The 18627-nt window shown below is 75.5% G+C and carries 18 protein-coding genes; 11 read left to right on the top strand and 7 right to left on the bottom strand.

Annotation, left to right across the window (positions count from 1 at the left end; genetic code table 11):
• Positions 1-43: 43 nt before the first annotated feature.
• Together ACIP60_RS27015 and ACIP60_RS27010 are read left to right on the top strand one after the other, a co-directional pair.
• Positions 44-871 carry a (2Fe-2S)-binding protein gene (locus tag ACIP60_RS27015; RefSeq protein WP_400688712.1) on the top strand — a complete coding sequence of 276 codons (828 nt, stop codon included), beginning with the start codon at positions 44-46 and terminating at the stop codon, positions 869-871.
• A 145-nt stretch (positions 872-1016) separates the two neighbouring features.
• Positions 1017-2024, top strand: coding sequence for a DUF2637 domain-containing protein (locus ACIP60_RS27010; RefSeq protein WP_100835663.1), 1008 nt, complete (start codon positions 1017-1019; stop codon positions 2022-2024).
• Positions 2025-2066: 42 nt separating this feature from the next.
• On the opposite strand, the gene ACIP60_RS27005 is transcribed toward ACIP60_RS27010, so the two are convergent.
• Both ACIP60_RS27005 and ACIP60_RS27000 read right to left on the bottom strand, forming a co-directional pair.
• Positions 2067-4073, bottom strand: a complete 2007-nt coding sequence (locus ACIP60_RS27005; protein ID WP_400688709.1) for a SpoIIE family protein phosphatase — start codon at positions 4071-4073, stop codon at positions 2067-2069.
• 506 nt (positions 4074-4579) lie between these two features.
• The gene (locus tag ACIP60_RS27000) at positions 4580-5005 is read right to left on the bottom strand and encodes an ATP-binding protein (protein ID WP_400688706.1); all 426 of its coding nucleotides are present in this window, start codon (positions 5003-5005) and stop codon (positions 4580-4582) included.
• Between the two features lie 363 nt (positions 5006-5368).
• Here ACIP60_RS27000 and ureA point away from each other — a divergent pair, with 363 nt between their 5' ends.
• Genes ureA through ACIP60_RS26985 form a run of 3 tightly spaced genes read left to right on the top strand, consistent with a single transcriptional unit; the run spans position 5369 to position 8958 of the window.
• A complete protein-coding gene (gene ureA / locus ACIP60_RS26995; protein ID WP_400688703.1) occupies positions 5369-6124 on the top strand; it encodes an urease subunit gamma in 756 nt (251 codons plus the stop codon).
• A gap of 28 nt (positions 6125-6152) precedes the next feature.
• Positions 6153-7874: an urease subunit alpha gene (locus ACIP60_RS26990; protein ID WP_400688700.1), complete on the top strand. Its 1722-nt coding sequence runs from the start codon at positions 6153-6155 to the stop codon at positions 7872-7874.
• A 31-nt stretch (positions 7875-7905) separates the two neighbouring features.
• Positions 7906-8958 (top strand): agmatine/peptidylarginine deiminase, encoded by a 1053-nt coding sequence (locus ACIP60_RS26985; RefSeq protein ID WP_400688697.1) that lies wholly within the window; start codon positions 7906-7908, stop codon positions 8956-8958.
• Between the two features lie 122 nt (positions 8959-9080).
• On the opposite strand, the gene ACIP60_RS26980 is transcribed toward ACIP60_RS26985, so the two are convergent.
• Both ACIP60_RS26980 and ACIP60_RS26975 read right to left on the bottom strand, forming a co-directional pair.
• Positions 9081-9311, bottom strand: coding sequence for a hypothetical protein (locus ACIP60_RS26980; RefSeq protein ID WP_400688693.1), 231 nt, complete (start codon positions 9309-9311; stop codon positions 9081-9083).
• A complete protein-coding gene (locus tag ACIP60_RS26975; protein WP_159073034.1) occupies positions 9308-9544 on the bottom strand; it encodes a hypothetical protein in 237 nt (78 codons plus the stop codon). The genes ACIP60_RS26980 and ACIP60_RS26975 overlap by 4 nt, the downstream gene beginning before the upstream one ends.
• A 103-nt stretch (positions 9545-9647) precedes the next feature.
• Here ACIP60_RS26975 and ACIP60_RS26970 point away from each other — a divergent pair, with 103 nt between their 5' ends.
• Positions 9648-10397: a GntR family transcriptional regulator gene (locus tag ACIP60_RS26970; RefSeq protein ID WP_400688690.1), complete on the top strand. Its 750-nt coding sequence runs from the start codon at positions 9648-9650 to the stop codon at positions 10395-10397.
• Between the two features lie 407 nt (positions 10398-10804).
• Complete coding sequence (locus ACIP60_RS26965; RefSeq protein ID WP_400688686.1) at positions 10805-11413, top strand: TetR/AcrR family transcriptional regulator; 609 nt, start codon at positions 10805-10807, stop codon at positions 11411-11413.
• Positions 11414-11486: 73 nt separating this feature from the next.
• Here the strand turns inward: ACIP60_RS26965 and ACIP60_RS26960 are convergent, their stop codons facing one another.
• Positions 11487-13181, bottom strand: coding sequence for a hypothetical protein (locus tag ACIP60_RS26960; protein WP_400688683.1), 1695 nt, complete (start codon positions 13179-13181; stop codon positions 11487-11489).
• Between the two features lie 302 nt (positions 13182-13483).
• On the opposite strand from ACIP60_RS26960, the gene ACIP60_RS26955 reads away from it, so the two are divergent.
• From ACIP60_RS26955 to ACIP60_RS26945, 3 genes are all read left to right on the top strand, one after another.
• Positions 13484-13984 (top strand): hypothetical protein, encoded by a 501-nt coding sequence (locus ACIP60_RS26955; RefSeq protein ID WP_400688679.1) that lies wholly within the window; start codon positions 13484-13486, stop codon positions 13982-13984.
• A gap of 113 nt (positions 13985-14097) precedes the next feature.
• On the top strand, positions 14098-14829 hold the full coding sequence (locus ACIP60_RS26950; protein ID WP_400688677.1) for a DUF3105 domain-containing protein: 732 nt from the start codon (positions 14098-14100) through the stop codon (positions 14827-14829).
• 134 nt (positions 14830-14963) lie between these two features.
• Positions 14964-15578: a DUF305 domain-containing protein gene (locus ACIP60_RS26945; RefSeq protein WP_400689257.1), complete on the top strand. Its 615-nt coding sequence runs from the start codon at positions 14964-14966 to the stop codon at positions 15576-15578.
• Positions 15579-15895: 317 nt separating this feature from the next.
• Here the strand turns inward: ACIP60_RS26945 and ACIP60_RS26940 are convergent, their stop codons facing one another.
• On the bottom strand, positions 15896-17320 hold the full coding sequence (locus ACIP60_RS26940; RefSeq protein WP_400688674.1) for an MFS transporter: 1425 nt from the start codon (positions 17318-17320) through the stop codon (positions 15896-15898).
• 227 nt (positions 17321-17547) lie between these two features.
• On the opposite strand from ACIP60_RS26940, the gene ACIP60_RS26935 reads away from it, so the two are divergent.
• Complete coding sequence (locus tag ACIP60_RS26935) at positions 17548-18054, top strand: MarR family winged helix-turn-helix transcriptional regulator (RefSeq protein ID WP_400688671.1); 507 nt, start codon at positions 17548-17550, stop codon at positions 18052-18054.
• Positions 18055-18296: 242 nt separating this feature from the next.
• Here the strand turns inward: ACIP60_RS26935 and ACIP60_RS26930 are convergent.
• A partial coding sequence (locus tag ACIP60_RS26930; RefSeq protein ID WP_400688668.1) for a transposase occupies positions 18297-18627 on the bottom strand: 331 nt, incomplete at its 5' end.

The following is an 18627-nucleotide window of genomic DNA, read 5'->3' as shown; positions in this document are numbered from 1 at the left end:
CGTGCCCGGGCCCGCTCCCGGGAGCACCACCCAGGGAGCCCGCGTGACCACGTACCAGGTCGAGCAGTCCCCCGCCGCCCCCACCGCCTCCTCCGTGCCCGCCGCCCGCGACGCCCTCCCCTGCCGGGGGAGCTGGCTGCGGCTGGGCCAGGTCTTCCCCGACCTGCGCATCCACCACGCCGCCCCGCGCACCGGCCCCGGCTGGACCACCGCCGCGGCGCTGGCCGGGGACGCGGCGGCGCTGGAGGCGATGGTCGCCTTCGACGAGCGCCTCGGCCTCGACCTGTACGGCGCGCCGACCCGGCCGGACGTCACCGCCGGGTTCAGCCTGCACCGCTACGCCTGGCCGGTCGCGCTGGCCTTCACGCTGCCCTGGCTGCTGGAGCGCCGGGTGCCGCTGCTGCCGCCGTCGCGGGTCTCGATCAACCGGACCACCGGGGAGCTGACCGCCCGTCCGGCCGGTTTCCACTGCCTGCCCGACGACCCGGCCGCGGGCCGCGCCGACGCGCGGGTCGTGCCGGACCGCCGGGCGCTCGACGCCGCCCTGCGCACCGCGCTCGCCGAGCACTTCGCGCCCGTCCTGGACTCCTTCCGCCCCCTGGTCCGCCGCGGCCCGCGCACCCTGTGGGGGCTGGTGACCGACGACGTGGTGGACGGCCTCTGGTACGTGGCGGGCCTGCTGGGCGAGGAGCCCCGGGCGGTGGCGGCGCTGGAGGCGCTGCTGACCGGCGACGCCGCGGCGGCCCCGTTCGTGGGCACGCCGGGCTTCCGCGCCGAGGGCGGCGGGCGGGCCCGGACCAGGGTCAGCTGCTGCCTGTACTACACCGTCCGGCCGACCGAACTCTGCGTCAGCTGCCCGCGCGCCAAATAGGTCTGACCATCATTCATTTCCGGGGGATGACCCGGGGAAATTCCCCCCTATCGGGGTAATGACCCCGATCCCGCCTCGATCGCCGAATTTCTCCGCCATGATGGTCCCCGCCATCACGACCCGGAAAGCGAGGCTGGATCAGGTCATGAGACTGTCGGACATACCGCTGGGCTGGGCCGTCGCCGGTACGGCCGCCCTGGTGGCCGTCGTCGCCCTGCTGGCCTTCGCCCGCAGCCGCACCGGCTCCGCCACCACCGCGGGCAGCGGGCCGGACTCCTCCTGGGAGCGGGCCGAGGAGCGCCGCCGCCGCACCGAGTCCCTCTACGGCGGCGCCTCCTACCTGCTGCTGTTCTGCTGCGCCGCGGTCGCCGCCGCGCTCTCCTTCCACGGGCTGGTCGGCTTCGGCGTCCAGAACCTGGGCCTGTCCGGCGGCTGGGAGTACCTGGTCCCGTTCGGCCTGGACGGCGCGGCGATGTTCTGCTCGGTGCTCGCCGTCCGCGAGGCCAGCCACGGCGACGCCGCGCTCGGCTCCCGCCTGCTGGTGTGGCTGTTCGCCGCCGCGTCCGCCTGGTTCAACTGGGTGCACGCCCCGCGCGGCCTCGGCCACGACGGCGCCCCGCAGTTCTTCGCCGGAATGTCGCTCTCGGCGGCCGTCCTGTTCGACCGCGCACTGAAGCAGACCCGGGTCGCCGCCCTCCGCGAGCAGGGCCTGGTGCCCCGCCCGCTGCCGCAGATCCGGGTGGTCCGCTGGCTGCGCGCCCCGCGCGAGACGTACGCCGCCTGGTCGCTGATGCTGCTGGAGGGTGTGCGCACTCTGGACGAGGCGGTCGAGGAGGTCCGCGACGACAAGCGGACGGCGGCCGAGGACCGCGAGCGCCGCAGGCTGGCCTCCCGCCGGGAGCGGGCCGAGATCCGGGCGATCGGCCGCCAGCCGGGCGCCGGCTGGCGCCACCGCACCGCCCGCCAGCTCGAACCCGCCGCGGCCCCCGCGCCGTCCGCCCCGACGGAGCCCGCCATAGCACCCGCCGGCCTCCCCGCCACCCCGGCGGCGCACCGCAGCATCGACCTCACCCCGGAGGAGGACACCGTGACCCTGCCGCGGCTCGACTCGCTGGAGCAGAAGCTCAAGGACCTGGAGCAGCAGTTCGGGTGAGGGCGCCCGTCGACACCTGACGCCCGGGGCCCCGGGGCTGCGCTAGCTGCTGAGCTCGAACCACATCCGCTTGCCGGTGCCCCGGGGCTCCACGCCCCAGGTGTCGGCGAGCGCCTCGACCAGCATCAGGCCGCGGCCGGAGGACGCCTGCTCGCCGGGGGTGCGGCGGGTCGGCCAGAGGTCGGACTCGTCCTCGACCTCGACCCGCAGCCGGGCCCGGCCGTGCTCCTGGTAGAGGCGGGCGGTGAACATCGCGTCGCGGTCGGTGTGCCGGATCGCGTTGGTGACGAGTTCGGAGGAGAGCAGCTCGGCGGTGTCGATCAGTTCGGGCACGCCCCAGCGCCGCAGCGCGTCCCGGAGTTCGCCGCGCAGTTCGGCGATCCGGGCCAGGTCGGCCTGGCCGATCCGGCGGCGCAGCTGCTGGGCGGCGCGCCCGCCCGCGGGGCCGTCCCAGCGCAGCAGGAGCAGGGCGATGTCGTCCTCGCGCTCGCTGCCGTCGGCGGCCTGGGAGGCGATCCGGTCGGCGAGTTCCTCCAGCGGTTCGCGGGGTGACTCGTCGATGCCGGGGAGCTCGCCGGAGACGGTCTCGCAGAGCCGGGCGAAACCGGTGTCGAGGTCCATGTCGCGGGCCTCGACCAGTCCGTCGGTGCAGAGCACGACCGTCTCGCCGGGGTCGAGGCTGAACCGGGTGACCCGGTACTCCTCGTCGGGGTCGACGCCCAGCGGCAGGCCGCCGGCGACCGGGACGGGGTGCGCGGTGCCGTCGGCGCGGCGCACCACCGGGTCGAGGTGCCCGGCCCGGACGGCGTAGACCACGCCGTAATCGACGTTGACCTCGGCGTAGGTGCAGGTGGCGAAGTGGTCGGTGTCGAGGTCGGCGAGGAAGCGGGAGGCGCGGGCCATCACCGCGGCGGGCGGGTGGCCCTCGGCGGCGTAGGCGCGCAGCGCGATCCGCAGCTGGCCCATGATGCCGGCGGCGTGCACGTCGTGGCCCTGGACGTCGCCGATGACCAGGCCGACGTGCCCGCCGGGGAGCGGGACGACGTCGTACCAGTCGCCGCCGATCTGGAGGCCGGAGCCGGCCGCGAGGTAGCGGACGGCGGTGCTGACGCCGGGGACGGCGGGGACGGTGCGGGGCAGCATGACGCGCTGGAGGCCGGCGGCGAGTTCGTGCTCGGCGTCGTGCAGGCGGGCCCGGGCCAGCGACTGGGCGACCAGGCCGCCCAGGGTGGAGAGCAGGGTCCGCTCGTCGGCGTCGAGTTCGCGGTCGTCGTCGAAGGAGACCACGCAGATGCCGGTGGGGCGGCCGCTGGCGATCAGCGGCAGGAAGGCCCAGGAGGAGCGGCCGCTCCGCTCGGCCCAGTCCCAGGCTTCGGGGTAGCGCTCGCGGTACTCCTCGCGGCTGGAGACGAAGACCGGGGCGCGCTGCCGGATCGCCTCGGCGGCGGGGTGGGTGGGCGCCAGCGGGATGCGGTCGAACTGGTTGCTGAGGCCGTTGTGGTAGCCGGTGGAGCCGAGCAGCGCGATCCGTCCGGCCTCCAGCGAGGCCAGCGCGAGGCCGTCGGGGCCCAGGCCCGGCAGCGGCAGTTCGGTGAAGACCCGGGCGACGTCCCGGACGGTGACGGCCTCGGAGAGCGCCCGGGCGGCCTCCTTGATGAACCGGGAGCGCTGCTCGCGCAGCACGGCCAGTTCGTCGGCGCGCTCGCGCTTGTGCAGTTCGACGGTGGCGTCCCAGACGAAGCCGACCATCCGGGACGGGCGGCCGAAGGCGTCGGCGAGCACCCGGCCGCGGAAGCGCACGGCGTGCAGTTCGCCGTCGGGGAAGACGGTGCGGTAGTAGGCGCCGCACTGGCCGAGCTCGGCGACGGCGCGCTCGACCCGGCGGCGCACCACGGGCGCGTCCTCGGGGTGCAGCAGGGCCAGGAAGGAGGCGAAGGTGCGGTCGAAGGGCTGCCCGACCAGGCCGAGGATCGCGCAGGCGCGCTGGTCGCCGACCAGCGCGTCGCGGCGGATGTCCCAGTCGAACGAGCCGATGCCGTTGGCGGCCATCGCCGGTTCCAGCCACTCGGGGCTAGAGTCGCCGGTGCGGGTCGGCAGGCCGCGCCCGGAGGACGGCACGGGGCGGCCGACGGACGGGCCGGGGGCGGTGCGCAGCGGGTTCGCGGGGGTCTCGTTCCTGGTGGCCTGGGCGGGCGGGGTGCGGCGGGCGGGCCCAGGCGCCTCGGGCTCTGTGGCCATGCTTCTCCTGCCGGTGTGCCTTGCCCGGCGGCCGCGGGGGAACCCGTGTCCCCTGCCGGGCCGGCCGGGCCGCGATGATGGTGCGTGCCTCCTGGCACACATTCTCACTACCCTCTCGTATGTTCGGCAAGGCGGCAATGCCGCTGGGCCGAACGGTACGGATCGCACACGATCACGTCCGGCATATTCACCCGCGGCCCCGTCCGCGCGGCGCTCGGACCCCGTACACGCGGTGCTCCGGACGGGCCCGTGCGGTGCTCCGGGCGGGTCCGTGCGGCACTTCGGGCGGCCTCCGGCGGCGGGCCGGAATGACCGGTTCAGGCCGCGGACAGTTCGAACCAGGTGGTCTTCCCGTCCGCCCGCAGCTGCACGCCCCAGTCGTCCGCCAGCGCCTCCACCAGCAGCAGGCCGCGCCCCGAGGTGGCCGTCTCGGAGGCCGCGCGGCGGTTGGGCACCCGGCCGCCGGCGCCGTCCTGCACCTCGACCCGCAGCCGGGCGGCGTCGGTCAGCACCGCGTCGAACACCGCGCCCCGGCCGGTGTGCACCAGCGCGTTGGTGACCAGCTCGGAGGCGAGCAGCTCCGCGGTGTCGGCGAGCTCCGCGGGGACGCCCCAGTGCTCCAGCGCGGCCCGCAGCCGGCGGCGGACCGCGCCGACCGCCGGCAGGTCCGCCGCGTCCAGCGCGGCGTGCAGCCGGCGGTGCAGCGCGCACCCGGGCAGGTGCGCCGCCGGTGCCTCCGGCACCGGCCCCCGGTGCTCGGCCCCCTCCCGCCACGACGCCGACCGCTGCCGCGGGAACCTCGCCTGACCGTCCATCAACCTCGTACGCCCCCCCGCCGTGGCTCCGCACCGCGCCGCCCCCGCTCCCCCGGCGGTCCGGCAGCCGCTCCTCGCCTTTCCTCATGCCCACTCCGCACCCGGAAAACCCCTCGGGCCGCCCGGGCGCCGCGGTCCGCCGTCCTCCCGGTCCGCGCGCCGGGTTCTCCCACCCGTGTGCCCGGGGTGTCGGCGGTGCTAAGTTTGAACGACGTTCTAACATCTGTACCGGCTCATCCCCGCCACCCCGGCACACCCGCCACCCCCGCGACCCCCGCAAAGCGAGGCACCGTGCGACTGACCCCCACCGAACGGGACCGGCTGCTGATCTTCACCGCGGCCGAACTGGCCCGCGCCCGCCGGGCGCGGGGCGTGCGGTTGAACGTCCCCGAGGCGACGGCGCTGATCGCGGACACGGTCTGCGAGGCGGCCCGCGACGGCCGGCGGCTCGCCGAGGCGATCGAGGCCGGCCGCAGCGTGCTGAGCGCCGCGGACGTGCTGCCGGGCGTCGCGGACGTGGTGACGGTGGTGCAGGTGGAGGCGGTGTTCGAGGACGGCACCCGGCTCGCGGTGGTCACCGACCCGTTCCGCGGGGCGGGCTCGCTGGGCGAGGACGCGCCGGGTGCGGCGCTGCCCGGCGCCGGGGCCGGGTACGACCCGGTGGAGGAGTCGCTGCTGCTGCCGGTGCACAACACCGCCGCGGTGCCGATCTCGGTGACCTCGCACTTCCACTTCTTCGAGTCCAACCCGCGGCTGGCCTTCGACCGGGCCGCCGCGTACGGCACCCACCTCGCGGTGCCGGCCGGCTCCTCGGTGCGCTTCGACCCGGGCGCCACCGTCGAGGTCGGCCTGGTGCCGATCGGCGGGGCCCGGGTGGCGATCGGGTTCGCCGGGCTGGTGGACGGCCCGCTGGACGCGCCGGGCGCGAAGGAGGCGGCGCTCGCGAAGGCCCGGGCCACGGGCTACCTGACGGAGTTCGACGACGCCGGGCTCGACGACGCCGGGCTCGACAGCACCGGTCCCGACGACGCCGAGCCCGCCCAGTGACCCCCTCGACCAGCCGGAAGGACCCCGCATGAGCGCCATCACCCCGCACGACTACATCTCGGTGCACGGCCCGCGCGCGGGCGACCGGGTCCGGCTCGGCGACTCGGGGCTGATCGTCCGGGTCGAGTCGGACTCGCAGGCCCCGGGCGACGAGTTCCTGGCCGGGTTCGGCAAGACCGCCCGGGACGGGCTGCACCTGAAGCCGGCCGCCGTCCGGGAGACCTGCGACGTGGTGGTCTCCAACGTGCTGGTGATCGACGCGGTGCAGGGCATCCGGAAGACCTCGATCGGCATCCGGGCCGGCCGGATCACCGGGATCGGCCGGGCCGGCAACCCGGACACCCTGGACGGCGTGGAGGTGGTGGTCGGCACCGGCACCACCATCGTCTCGGGCGAGGGCCTGATCGCCACCGCCGGCGCCGTCGACACCCACGTCCACCTGCTCTCCCCGCGCATCATGGAGGCGTCGCTGGCCTCCGGCGTGACCACGATCATCGGGCAGGAGTTCGGCCCGGTCTGGGGCGTGGGCGTCAACTCGCCCTGGGCGCTGCGGCACGCGTTCAACGCCTTCGACGCCTGGCCGGTCAACATCGGCTTCCTGGGCCGGGGTTCGTCCTCCGACCCGGCCCCGCTGGTGGAGGCGCTGGCCGAGGGCGGCGCCTCCGGCTTCAAGGTGCACGAGGACATGGGCGCGCACACCCGGGCGCTGGACACCGCGCTGCGGGTCGCCGAGGAGTACGACGTCCAGGTCGCGCTGCACACCGACGGGTTGAACGAGTGCCTGTCGGTGGAGGACACCCTCGCGGTGCTGGAGGGCCGGACCATCCACGCCTTCCACATCGAGGGCTGCGGCGGCGGCCACGTGCCGAACGTGCTGAAGATGGCGGGCGTGGAGAACGTCATCGGCTCCTCCACCAACCCCACCCTCCCGTTCGGCCGGGACGCGCTGGGCGAGCACTACGACATGATCGTCTCCGCCCACGACCTCAAGCCCGACCTGCCCGGCGACGCCGCGATGGCCCGGGACCGCATCCGGGCCGGCACCATGGGCGCCGAGGACGTGCTGCACGACCTGGGCGTCATCGGCATCACCTCCTCCGACGCCCAGGGCATGGGCCGGGCCGGCGAGACGGTGCGCCGCACCTTCGCGATGGCCGGGAAGATGAAGTCCGAACTCGGCCCGCTGGACGGCACCGGCTCGTACGGGACGGCCGAGGGCGGCGACGACAACGAGCGGGTGCTGCGCTACATCGCGAAGCTGACCATCAACCCGGCCATCGCGCACGGCCTCGCGCACGAGGTCGGGTCGATCGAGGTCGGCAAGCTGGCCGACCTGGTGCTGTGGCGCCCCGACCACTTCGGCGCCAAGCCGCAGCTCGTCCTGAAGGCCGGCTTCCCCGCGTACGGCGTGGTCGGCGACCCGAACGCCTCCACCGACCGCTGCGAACCCCTGGTGCTGGGGCCGCAGTTCGGCGCGCACGGGGCCACCGCCGCGGACCTCTCGGTGGCGTTCGTCGCCCAGGCCGCCGCCGACTCCGCCTACCTGGACGTGGCCAGCGACCAACTGCCCACCCGCAGGCGGCGGGTGGGCGTGCGCGGGACGCGCGGCATCGGGCCGCGCTCGATGCTGCGCAACGGCCGGCTCGGCCGGGTCGACGTCTCCGCGACCGGACTGGTCTCGCTGGACGGCGAGCCGCTGCGCTCGGCGCCCGCCGACTCGGTCTCACTCAGCCGCCTCTACTTCCTCTGAACACCCTTCCCCCACCTAGGAATCCACCCTCATGACCGACTCCCCCGCCCCCACCCCGGCCGAGCTCGGCTTCCGGATGCCCGCCGAGTGGCACCCGCACCAGCGCACCTGGATGGCCTTCCCCACCGCCAACCCGACCTTCGACGGCGCCGAGCAGCTCGACGCGGCCCGCCGCGCCTGGGCCGAGGTCGCCAACACGATCGTCCGGTACGAGCCGGTCACCCTGGTGGTGAACACCGGCGAGACCGAGGCCGCCCGCCCCCACCTCTCCGCCGAGGTGGAGATCGTCGAACGGCCGCTCGACGACGCCTGGATGCGCGACATCGGCCCGTCCTTCCTGATCGACGGGAACGGCGAAGTGGCCGCCGCCGACTGGGTGTTCAACGGCTGGGGCGCGCAGTCCTGGGCCCGCTGGGACAAGGACCAGGACGTCGCCGAGCACGTCACCGACCTGGCCGGCGTGCGGCGCTTCGCCTCCCGGCTGGTCAACGAGGGCGGCGGCATCCACGTCGACGGCGAGGGCACCGTCCTGGTCACCGACACCGTGCAGCTCGGCGAGGGCCGCAACGCCGACTGGACCCGCGAGCAGGTCGAGGCCGAGCTGCACGCCCACCTGGGCACCAGCAGGGCGATCTGGCTGCCGCGCGGACTGACCCGCGACTACGACGAGTTCGGCACCCGCGGCCACATCGACATCGTCGCCGCCTTCGTCCGCCCCGGCACCGTGGTCGTCCACTCCCAGCCCGACCCGGCCCACCCCGACCACGCCGTCTGCCGGGAGCTCGCCGACCTGCTGCGCACCGCCACCGACGCCCGGGGCCGCACCCTGGAGGTGATCGAACTCCCGGCGCCCACCGTGCTGTGGGACGAGGACGGCGAGCCGGTCGACTACTCGTACATCAACCACTACGTGGCCAACGGCGTGGTCGTGCTGTGCGCGTTCGACGACCCGCGCGACGAGCAGGCCAAGGCGATCCTGGAGAAGGCGTACCCGGGCCGCACCGTCGAACTGGTCGACGCCCGCGAGATCTTCGCCAACGGCGGCGGCATCCACTGCATCACCCAGCAGCAGCCGCGGGCCTGACCCGCCGCAGCCTGACCTGACCTGACCTGACCTGCAACGGCCGCGGGCCGGAACTCCCCTCGGAAGAAGGGGAGTTCCGGCCCGCGGCCGCTGTTCGTTCGCCCCGGCCCGTCGGCCCGCCGTCAGGGCAGCGGCGGGTCGAACACGCCCCACTCCTCCTCCCGGCGGCGCTCGCGCCGGCGGCGTTCGGCCATCGCGGTGACGGCGTCGGTCAGGAAGGCGTCCCAGCAGTCCCGTTCCAGGACGGGGGCGCGGCCGGTCCCAGCTGTACAGCGCGGACACTCCCGGCACGGCCGGTAGCGGTGGTCCGGGCTGCCCGGCTGCGGCCCGGCCTGCGACTGGTCGGCGGTCACGGCTCCTCCTCGATCTGGGCCCAGATGACGGTCTCTCCGTCGGCGGTGACCGATCCCCAGCGGTCGGCGGTGCGCAGGGCCCGGAGCAGTTCTCCCCAGGTCAGGGCGTCGTCGGGTGGACAGGGAATGCTGATCCTGGTGCTGCCGACGGCGCATCGCACGTCCGCCTGTGCGCCCGAGGCCCGTTCGATAGCCGTCCGCAGGTCGGACGCGCGCGTGCTGATCTGCACCACTCCCCCAGAGTACACATAGGGCAAAGCTCTACACGTAGAGTAGTGCCACCCGGGATACTGTGTCACCGATCGGCTGGACCACACACCTTTCGGAGGATGTTCCATGACCGGCAGCGGGCCCTCCGCTTATCTCCAGGTCGCCGAGCAGCTCCGCGACCGGATCGCCTCCGGCGAATATCCGCCGGGCAGTCAACTCCCGTCCCTGGCCGACCTGCGGGCCCAGTACGGCTTCTCGCACGGCGTCGGCCAGTCCGCGTACCGGCTGCTGGAGCAGGAAGGCGTGGTGCTCGCCAAACAGGGGCGCGGCTACTTCGTCCGGGACCAGGAACCGCCCCGTCCGCTGGTCCGCCTCGCCGGTGCCGCCGGACCGGACACCACCGGGCTCGCCGAACAGGGCGTCACCCCCTCCTGGCGCAGCCAGTCCACCACCGAGGCCGCCAGCCCGCAGATCGCCGAACGCCTCGGCATCGCACCCGAGGACCCGGTGATGCACACCTCGTACGTCTACCTGGTCGACGGCGAGCCCGGGTACCTCGCCGAGTCCTGGGAGCCGATGGCCGTCACCGGCCAGGCCCTGATCGTGCTGCCCGAAGCCGGGCCGTACTCCGGGATCGGCATCGCCGCGCGGATGGCCCGCATCGGCATCGAGGTCGGCGAGCCCGTCGAACAGGTCAGCGCCCGCAATCTCACCCGCGCCGAGGCCCAGGCCCTCACGCTGCTGCCCGGCGTGCCCGCCCTCGCCATCCGCCGCACCCACTACGACCGGGCCACCGGCCGTCCCGTCGAGACCGCCGACCTCGTCCTGCCCGGCGAACGCTGGGCCACCCGGTACGGCCGCCCGCCCGGCGCCTGACCCCCGGCCGCGGGCGGGCGCCCGGCGGAAGGGCGCCCGCCCGCGGGAAGCGGTGCGATGGACCCACGGCCCTCGAGAACCCGGACGACCCGACCGCCGGACTCCTGCGCCCGGCCCCCGGCCTCGGCCCCGCCCTGCTCCGCCGCGCCCACCGCGCCGGACTCGCCGACGGCCGCCGGGAGACCGCCGGGAGACCGCCGGGAGCCGCGAGCACGGCGGCTGGTGAACCCCGCGCGCGCCGTGCGGGAGACTTCCCCTGCGGGAGACTTCCCGTACGGGGGCTTCCGCACCAGGAGCTTTCCGGGCGGGAGGCCCCGGGACGGGCGCTTCCCCGCCCCGGAGGTCCCCCGTCCCGGGGCCTCCCGCACCGGAGCGGCCCCCGACAAGCGACACACCGAGGAGTACGGATGGCGCAGCCGCGCACCCGCCGCCCGGCGCGCCCCCGCGAAGAGGTCTACGCCGCCGCCCGCGCCGCGATCGCCGAACACGGCCTGGCCCGGCTCACCATGGCCGGCCTCGGCGAACAGCTCGGCATGAGCGCCGGACACCTCCTCTACTACTTCGGCAGCAAGGACCAGCTCCTGCTGGAGACCCTCCGCTGGAGCGAGGCCCAGCTCGGCGAGCGCCGCGGCCGCGCACTCGCCCGCCGCGAGGACCCCGTCCTCGAACGGCTCGACCGCTACCTGGAGCTCTACCTCCCGGAGGGCCCCGGCGACCCCCGGTGGATCCTGTGGATCGAGGTGTGGAGCCGCTCCCCCGGCACCGCGGAGCTCCGCCAGGGCCAGCTCGACATCGAGACCCCCTGGCAGGACGACCTCACCGCCCTGCTCGCCGAGGGCCGCGACACCGGACTCCTCCCCGCCCCCGGCGCCACCCCCGCCCGCGCGGCCCAACTGCGCGCCCTGCTCGACGGCCTCGCCGTCCCGCTCGCCATCGGCCTGCCCGCCACCACCCGCGACGGGGCCCTCGCCCAGGCCAGGTCCGCGGCGCACGCCCTGCTGGGGCTGCCCGCCTAGGGCGTCCTCGAACCCCCGGCGCCGGGCCGCGGACCGGTTGCTCCGTCCGGCCCGTCCGGCCCGTCCGGTCCGTCTACTCCGTCCAGACCGCGGCCGCGGTGCGGTCGTCCGCGTAGCCCTTGGCGCGGACCTGGATCTGGCGCAGGAAGTCGACGGTGCCCGGCGGGTGCGGGTGCGCCCAGTGGCTGGAGAGGAAGTGGGCGACGGCCGGCTCCTCGGCGATCGGCGCGGCCAGGCCCGGCGTGCACAGGAGCAGGATGTCGCCGGAGGTGGCCGGGACCAGGCGGAAGCGGAACGGCCGGGGCGCGGGCGGCGCGGCCGGCGGGAGCGGCGGCTGCCCGTCGGGGTGGTGCAGCAGCCGCGCGGCGTAGGCGTCGATCCAGTGCCCGGAGCGCAGCAGGTAGAGCCCGCCGGGGCCGGTGCCGAACGCGGCGCGGTGGGTCGCGGCCGGGTCCGCCGACATCAGCAGGCAGTGCAGCGAGGCGGTCTCCTCCGGCGGCAGCCCGGACGTCCCGTCGCCCTCCCCGTGCTGCGCGGCCTCGTGCGCCGCCTCGTGGGCGGCCGTCTCCGCGGCGCTGCGCAGCTGCACGACGGCCTGGAGGGCGATCCGCTGGAGGCCGTAGCGCAGGCGGTCGCGGGCCCCGGCCCGCAGGTCGGCGGCGAGTTCGGCCCGGCTGCGGCCGATCGCGGCGGCCAGCTGCCGGGCCGCCTCGCCCGCCGCGACGGACCCCCACTGGGCGTTGGCCCGGCGGGCGGGCGCGGCCAGCACGGTGAGCACCAGCGCCTCCTCGCCCTCGCCGAACCGGACGGTGAGCAGGGCGTCGGTGCGCGGCTCGCCCCGGTAGCGGGCCGAGTCGCCGCGGATGGACACCGCCCGCAGCGTGGTGCCCGCGAACCCGGCCCCGTCGACGGCCGTGTCGGGCACCACCGCGGCCAGCCCCGCCGGATCGGCGGCGGGCAGGTTGGTCGGCTCGGGCGCGTACGTCGGGGGCCGCTCCCCCACGTGCGGCACCGCCGGCGCCTGCGGACGCCCCAGCCAGGGCGCGGACGCGGCCCGCTCCGGCGACGGGTGCTCCGCGACGACGGTCGGCTCGGGGCGGGGGGTGGGGGTGGGTGCGGACGCGGGTGCGGGTTCCGACGCCGGGGCGGGTTCCGGCACCGGCGCGGGGACGGGTTCGGGTGCCGGGACGGGCTCGGGCGCGGCCTGGGGTTCCGGCTGCGGCTCGGGCTGCGGCTCGGGCTGCGACTGGGGCTCGGGCTCGGGTTGCGCGGCCGGTTCCGCTGTCGGCTGCGTCCCCGCTTCCGCCTCCGTGCCGGCGGTCGGCAGGTCCGTCAGGGTCGGCGTCGGCACGGGGGCGGCCGGTTCCTTCGAAAGGTCGGGCCAGGCGGCCTCGGCCCAACTGCGCGGCGGCGGACCGGGCTGCGCCTCGACCGCCGTCTCCACCGCCTCCCCGGCCGCACGCTCCGGCGCCTGGGCCGGGGCTGGTGCCGGTGCCGGGGCCCGAGCTGGTGTCGGGACCTGCGCCTGCGCGGGTGTCGGGGACGGTGCGGGTTCCGGTTCCCGGACCGGTTCCCCGGCCGAGGCGTCCTCCTCCGGGCGGCGTTGCGGGGCGATCAGTCCGGCGGCGGTGGTGAACCAGTCGTCGACGGTGCCGGTGCCGGCGTCCGCGGCGGGGGTGTCGGGGAGGGTGCCGGCGGGGCCCGCGTAGACGGTGTGCCACCAGGCGTCGTCGGGACGGGGCTGCCGGGGCGGGCCCTGCTCGTTCAACTGACCGCTCCTGATCCGTGAGGGGGGCCGGACGTCAGGCCATTCTCGCGAAGTGCGACGACGGTGTCCGGGATTCGGAAGATCGCGCGGACGTCCGGGTAGGGGTTCCGGCCACAGGTGGCGCGGGTGGGCGAGGGACGGGGGCGGGTGGGCCCCAACAGGGCCTTCGGGGGCGGGGCCGTGGGGCGTTCGGCCGGAAAATGAGAGCCCAAGGGGGGCATCGCTTCACCCGATCGGCTGATTAATATGTGCGCATGACCGCGCCAGGATCTCGTACCCGCCCCGGAGGAGCCGCATGCGCGGTGCTCCGTCCGGCGGCGGTGCTGTGGTCCCTGCTGCTGGCCGCGCTGCTCGCGCTGCTGCCGTGCGCGGCGACCGCCGCGACCGCGCGGCCGCTGAGTTCCCCGTCGGCCGGGCAGGAGGCGCACGGCGCGTCCGCGCAGCCGGGGGCGGTGCCCGTCGCGGGCCCGTCCGCCGGGACGGTCGGGGCGGCGTCCGCGGCGGTGTCGCACCACCTTCCGCCCGCGCCGCACCCGGCGGCGGACCCGGCGGCGGAGGCCCCCGGGGCGACGTTCATCCTGTGCACCGCGGAGAACCCGGGCCCGGTGCCCGGTCACGGCTGTTCCAGCCACCCCTTCTGCGGTCCGGAGTCGCACCTGCCGAACGCGCCGCCGGAGCCCGGCACGGCCGTCCGGCCCCGGCTGGTCGCCCCGCCGGTGACGCCCGCCGCCTCGGCCGACGGCACGCCGACGGGGTCGCACCACGCGCCCGACCTGCACGCCCTGCAGGTTCACCGGTCCTGAGCGGAACCCACCGCCGACCGCCGCCCCGCCGCGCGGGGGAGGCCGGCGGCTCCGCTGCCCCCACCCCACCGCAGACCGCCGTGCTCGCCACGGCGGGGACAAGGAAGACACCCATGGGTTCCGCCTCGAAGCAGTCCAACCCCACCGGCAAGCAGCCCAAGCCGGGCAGCAAGTCCGCCCAGCAGGCCGACCGCCGGGCCCGGATCGCCGAGCTGCGCGCCGTCGAGCAGCGCCGCGAGCGCCGCAACAAGCTCCTCACCATCGGCATCTCGTCCGCCCTGGTGCTCGCCATGATCGGCGGCGGCACCTGGCTCGCGCTGGACGCCAAGGACAAGAACGACAAGAAGAAGGCCGCCGCCGCGGCCGCCGCCGACGCCGCGCAGAAGGCCAAGGACGACGCCGCGAAGGCCGACATCCCGGGCCTCCAGACCTTCGGCAAGTTCACCCAGAACCACGTCCAGACCGACGTGAAGTACCCGCAGACCCCGCCGGTCGGCGGTGACCACAACCCGGTCTGGCAGACCTGCATGGGCAACGTCTACGACAAGCCGGTCAAGAACGAGAACGCGGTGCACTCGCTGGAGCACGGCGCGGTCTGGGTCACCTACAACGGCAAGGCCACCCCCGAGGACATCAAGACGCTCAGCGACAAGGTCAAGGCCACCCCGTACAGCCTGATGAGCCCGTACCCGGACGAGCAGGGCACCATCACGCTGACCGCGTGGAGCAACCAGCTGATCGTGGACTCCGCCAGCGACCCGCGGATCGACACCTTCTTCGCCAAGTTCGTGCAGGGCCCGCAGACCCTGGAGCAGGGCGCCAGCTGCAGCTCGGGGGCGATGTGACCGCCGCCCGCACCGGCGAGGGGCCGGAACCGGACGACGACGAGGCGTACGAAGCACACGAGGCGTCCGCCGGGTACGAGCCGCAACGGTCCGCCGCCCGTCGCGGCCGGCGGGCGTTCTGGTGGCCCGCCGCGCTGGCCGCCGTGGTCGCGCTGGGGCTCGGCGTCCCGGCGCTGGTCTCCGGCAGCACCCCGGCGTCCGGCAGTTCGGCGACCGCCTCGACGGCCCCGGCCGCGCCGAGCACCGACTCGGCGGAGGCCGGGTTCGCCCGCGACATGGCGATGCACCACCAGCAGGCCATCGACATGTCGTTCATCGTCCGGGACCGCACCCAGGACGAGGCGGTGCGCGGCCTCGCGTTCGACATCATCAACACCCAGGCCAACCAGCGCGGCATGCTGATGGGCTTCCTCGACCAGTGGGGCCTCTCGCAGAACAGCAACGCCAAGCCGATGACCTGGATGGGGCACACCTACGAGGCGCACGACGGCTCGCTGATGCCCGGCATGGCGACCAACACCGAACTGGACAAGCTCCGTTCGCTCAGCGGCCGGGACGCCGAGGTGTTCTACCTGCAGCTGATGATCAAGCACCACCGGGCGGGCGCGGAGATGGCCCAGGCGTACGTGGACGCGGGGGCCAACGCCCCGGAGAAGCGGCTCGCCCAGGGCATGGTCGACGCGCAGCACGCCGAGATCCAGCTGATGACCGACATGCTCACCGAGCGCGGCGCCCAGCCCGCTCCCTGACACCGCGACGCGACGCGACGCCACCGCAGCGCGGCGCGGCGCACCGCGTCAACGCCACCACGTCGCCCCCGGAGGGCGCCGGCCGGAATCCCGGGCGGCGCCCTCCGGCGTTCTCCCCGCCACCCCGCGCTCTCGTTGCCCTCCAACCCCCTGGCCCCTCCTCTCCCCTCCCGCGCCGCTCCCCTTGCCCGCTCAGTCCCGGCAGAGTCGGACCGCCAGCACGGCGACCGCCGCCAGCAGCAGAACGGCCCGGCCCCCCGCCGCCGCCCCTCAACTCCTTTGCTCGTCAACCCCTTCCCCCCCCTCCCCTCCCCCGTTCAGCCCCGACAGAGTCGGACCGCCAGCGCGGCGACCGCCGCGAGCAGCAGCAGGACGGCCCGGCTGCCCGCCGCCGTCCCGGCCTGGTGGACGGCCAGGACCGGGAGCGCGGTGCCGAGTGCGGTGCCGAGGCTGCGCACCATGTTGACCAGCCCGCCGCCGACGGCCGAACTCTGCGCGGGTATCGCCCGCATCACCAGGGCGTTGTTGGCGGGCAGCAGCAGCCCCAGGCCGTAGCCGGTGAGCAGGAGCGCCGCGGCCGTCGTCCACGGGCCGGGGGCGGGCAGCGCGGCCAGGGCGAGCAGTCCGGTGGCGGCGGTGAGCGCGCCGCAGCGGCAGCGGGCCGCGTCGTTCCAGCGGCGGGGCAGCAGCGCGCCGCCGGCGGTCGCGGCGAGGGCGAACGCGGCGGGCAGCGCGGTGATCGCGGCGCCCGCGGCGGTGGCGGTGGTGCCGCGTCCGGCCAGCACGACGGGTTCCAGCACCAGCGGGCAGAACAGCAGCAGGTAGCCGCTCAGCGCGACCAGCAGGCCGGCCCGGATGCCGGGGGTGTTGACCAGGCCGGGCGGGATGATCGGACGGTCGGCGCGGCGCTCCCGGCGGACCAGCGCGAGCGTCCCGGCGGCGGCTGCGACCGGCAGCCCGGCCACCGCCCAGCCGGGCAGCGGCAGGCCGGAGGCGGCGGACAGCGCGAGCAGCAGCGCGGTGGAGGAGGCCGCCAGCAGCAGGAGTCCGGCCAGGTCGAACCGTCCCTCGCGGGCGGCGCGGGCCGGGCGGCGGCCGTCCGGGAAGGTGCGCGGCAGCAGGAACCAGCCGGTCAGCACGCCCAGTGCGCCGATCGGCACGTTGACCCAGAACGCCCAGCGCCAGGACGCGTGCGCGACCAGCAGCCCGCCGAGGGTCGGTCCGAGCGCCAGGCCGAGCGCCTGGGCGGCGGCCTGCACGCCGAGGGCGGTGCGCATCGCCCGCTCGGGGACGCCGCGGGCGACCAGGGCGACGCTGTTGGCCTGCATCATCGCGCCGCCGACCGCCTGCACGGCCCGGCAGGCCACCAGGGCACCCAGGTTCCCGGCCAGCCCGGCACCGAGCGAGGCCGCGGCGAACACCGCGAACCCGCCCAGGTACATCGCCTTGCGGCCGACCAGGTCCGACAGCCGCCCGACCGGGGCCAGCAGCGCGACCAGCACCAGCAGGTACGCCAGCGAGACCCACTCGACGGCGGCGAACGCGGCGTCGAAGTGCCCTTCCAGCGCGGGGAAGACGAGCGAGGTGACGCTGGCGGTGAGCTGCCCCAGGAACGCGCCCAGGCAGACGGTGCCGACCGCCAGCCAGTGCGCGTACGGCCAGCGGGCGACGGCCCGGGGGCGGGGGCGTTCGGCGAGTCGCAGGGTGTCGAGCAGCCGGGAGGCGGCCACGGGTTCAACCATGGGGTAAACATATCTGCTACCGACATAATCGCTCAAGGAGCGTCTCTACCACCGATCAATGCCCCCCGGCCCCTTCCCCGCTTCCTTGCCGCCCTTCCCCTCCCCCCACCCCCTCCACCCCCCTTCACCCCTCCCGTCCCCTCCCTCCCTGGCCAGGGCACTGTTCCGGCCGGTCGACGGGTGGACTCCCGATGGCGCGCGGGTGGCCGGACGCTACGCTGTCCGCCATGTCCTCGCAGCCCCAGCCCGTCCCGCAGCCGCCCGGACCCGTGGACGCGGGCGCCGACGCGCTCGCCGGGGCCCAGCAGCTCACCGACGTGATCACCCGCCTGCGCCGGGCACTGCGGAGCTCGATCAGATCCGAGTTCCCCTGGGAGGCGCTGCCGATGGCCCAGGTCGAACTCCTCCAGACCCTCGCCGCCTCCCCCCTGCGGGTCGGCGAACTGGCGGCCCGCCAACGCCTCGCCCCGAACACCGTCAGCGGCCTCATCTCCAAGCTCCTGGAGGCCGGCCTGGTCGACCGCCAGCCCGACCCGGGCGACCGCCGCACCGCCCGGATCGCCCTCACCGAAGCCGGCCACCAGCAACTGCGCGACTGGCAGAGCGCCCACGAACGCCGCCTCGCCACCGCCCTCGAAAGCCTCGCCTCCACCGACCGCGAAGCCGTCATGCGCGCCCTCCCCGGCCTCGACCGCCTCGCCCACTCCCTCGCGGGCACCGACCCGGCGCGGTGACACCGCGCCGAACGGCGACGGCCCGCCCCCTTGCCGGGGGCGGGCCGTCGCCGTTCGAAGCGGGCGGATGGTGTCAGCTCAGGCCACCGCCGCCTTCGCCACGGAGGAGCGCGTCACACACGAGATAGATCGGTATCCAGTTCAGCACGACCAGGAGCGCGCCGTACACGCATCTCTTCACCGTCGCTCCTCCCCGGAAGGAGAGGAAAGCACTGACCCGGCCGTACCACTAACTGATCATTTCAAAATGAGGTCCGGAGTTTCCGCAGGCAGATGATGCTGCAGGCGAGTTGGAGCAGGCCGAGGTGGAGGTCGGCGCGTATCTCGTAGCGGATCCGGAGCCGTTTGAACTGGTGGAGCCAGGCGAAGGTCCGCTCGACCACCCAGCGGGTCTTGCCGAGTCCGCAGCCGTGGGCGACGCCGCGGCGGGCGATCCTCGGCGTGATCCCGCGGCGTCGGAGGATGCGGCGGTACTTGCCGTAGTCGTAGCCGCGGTCGGCGAAGAGCCTGCGGGGGCATCGGCGGGGCCTGCCGCGCAGACCGCGGATCGGCGGGATCGCGTCCAGCAGTGGC

Source organism: Kitasatospora sp. NPDC088783 (assembly GCF_044750705.1).
In the GTDB taxonomy this organism is placed as follows: Bacteria; Actinomycetota; Actinomycetes; order Streptomycetales; family Streptomycetaceae; genus Kitasatospora; species Kitasatospora fiedleri.
The sequence above is the reverse complement of the archived record's forward strand: the minus strand, read 5'-3'. Positions and strand labels throughout refer to the sequence as shown.

What these genes read in the sequence shown, in the direction of transcription:
- ACIP60_RS27010 (WP_100835663.1), top strand. Translation starts at nt 1,017, where the DNA reads ATGAGACTGTCGGACATACCGCTGGGCTGGGCCGTCGCCGGTACGGCC.
- ACIP60_RS27005 (WP_400688709.1), bottom strand. Translation starts at nt 4,073, where the DNA reads ATGGCCGCCAACGGCATCGGCTCGTTCGACTGGGACATCCGCCGCGAC.
- ACIP60_RS26990 (WP_400688700.1), top strand. Translation starts at nt 6,153, where the DNA reads ATGAGCGCCATCACCCCGCACGACTACATCTCGGTGCACGGCCCGCGC.
- ACIP60_RS26985 (WP_400688697.1), top strand. Translation starts at nt 7,906, where the DNA reads ATGACCGACTCCCCCGCCCCCACCCCGGCCGAGCTCGGCTTCCGGATG.
- ACIP60_RS26970 (WP_400688690.1), top strand. Translation starts at nt 9,648, where the DNA reads ATGACCGGCAGCGGGCCCTCCGCTTATCTCCAGGTCGCCGAGCAGCTC.
- ACIP60_RS26965 (WP_400688686.1), top strand. Translation starts at nt 10,805, where the DNA reads ATGGCGCAGCCGCGCACCCGCCGCCCGGCGCGCCCCCGCGAAGAGGTC.
- ACIP60_RS26950 (WP_400688677.1), top strand. Translation starts at nt 14,098, where the DNA reads ATGGGTTCCGCCTCGAAGCAGTCCAACCCCACCGGCAAGCAGCCCAAG.
- ACIP60_RS26940 (WP_400688674.1), bottom strand. Translation starts at nt 17,320, where the DNA reads ATGGTTGAACCCGTGGCCGCCTCCCGGCTGCTCGACACCCTGCGACTC.
- ACIP60_RS26935 (WP_400688671.1), top strand. Translation starts at nt 17,548, where the DNA reads ATGTCCTCGCAGCCCCAGCCCGTCCCGCAGCCGCCCGGACCCGTGGAC.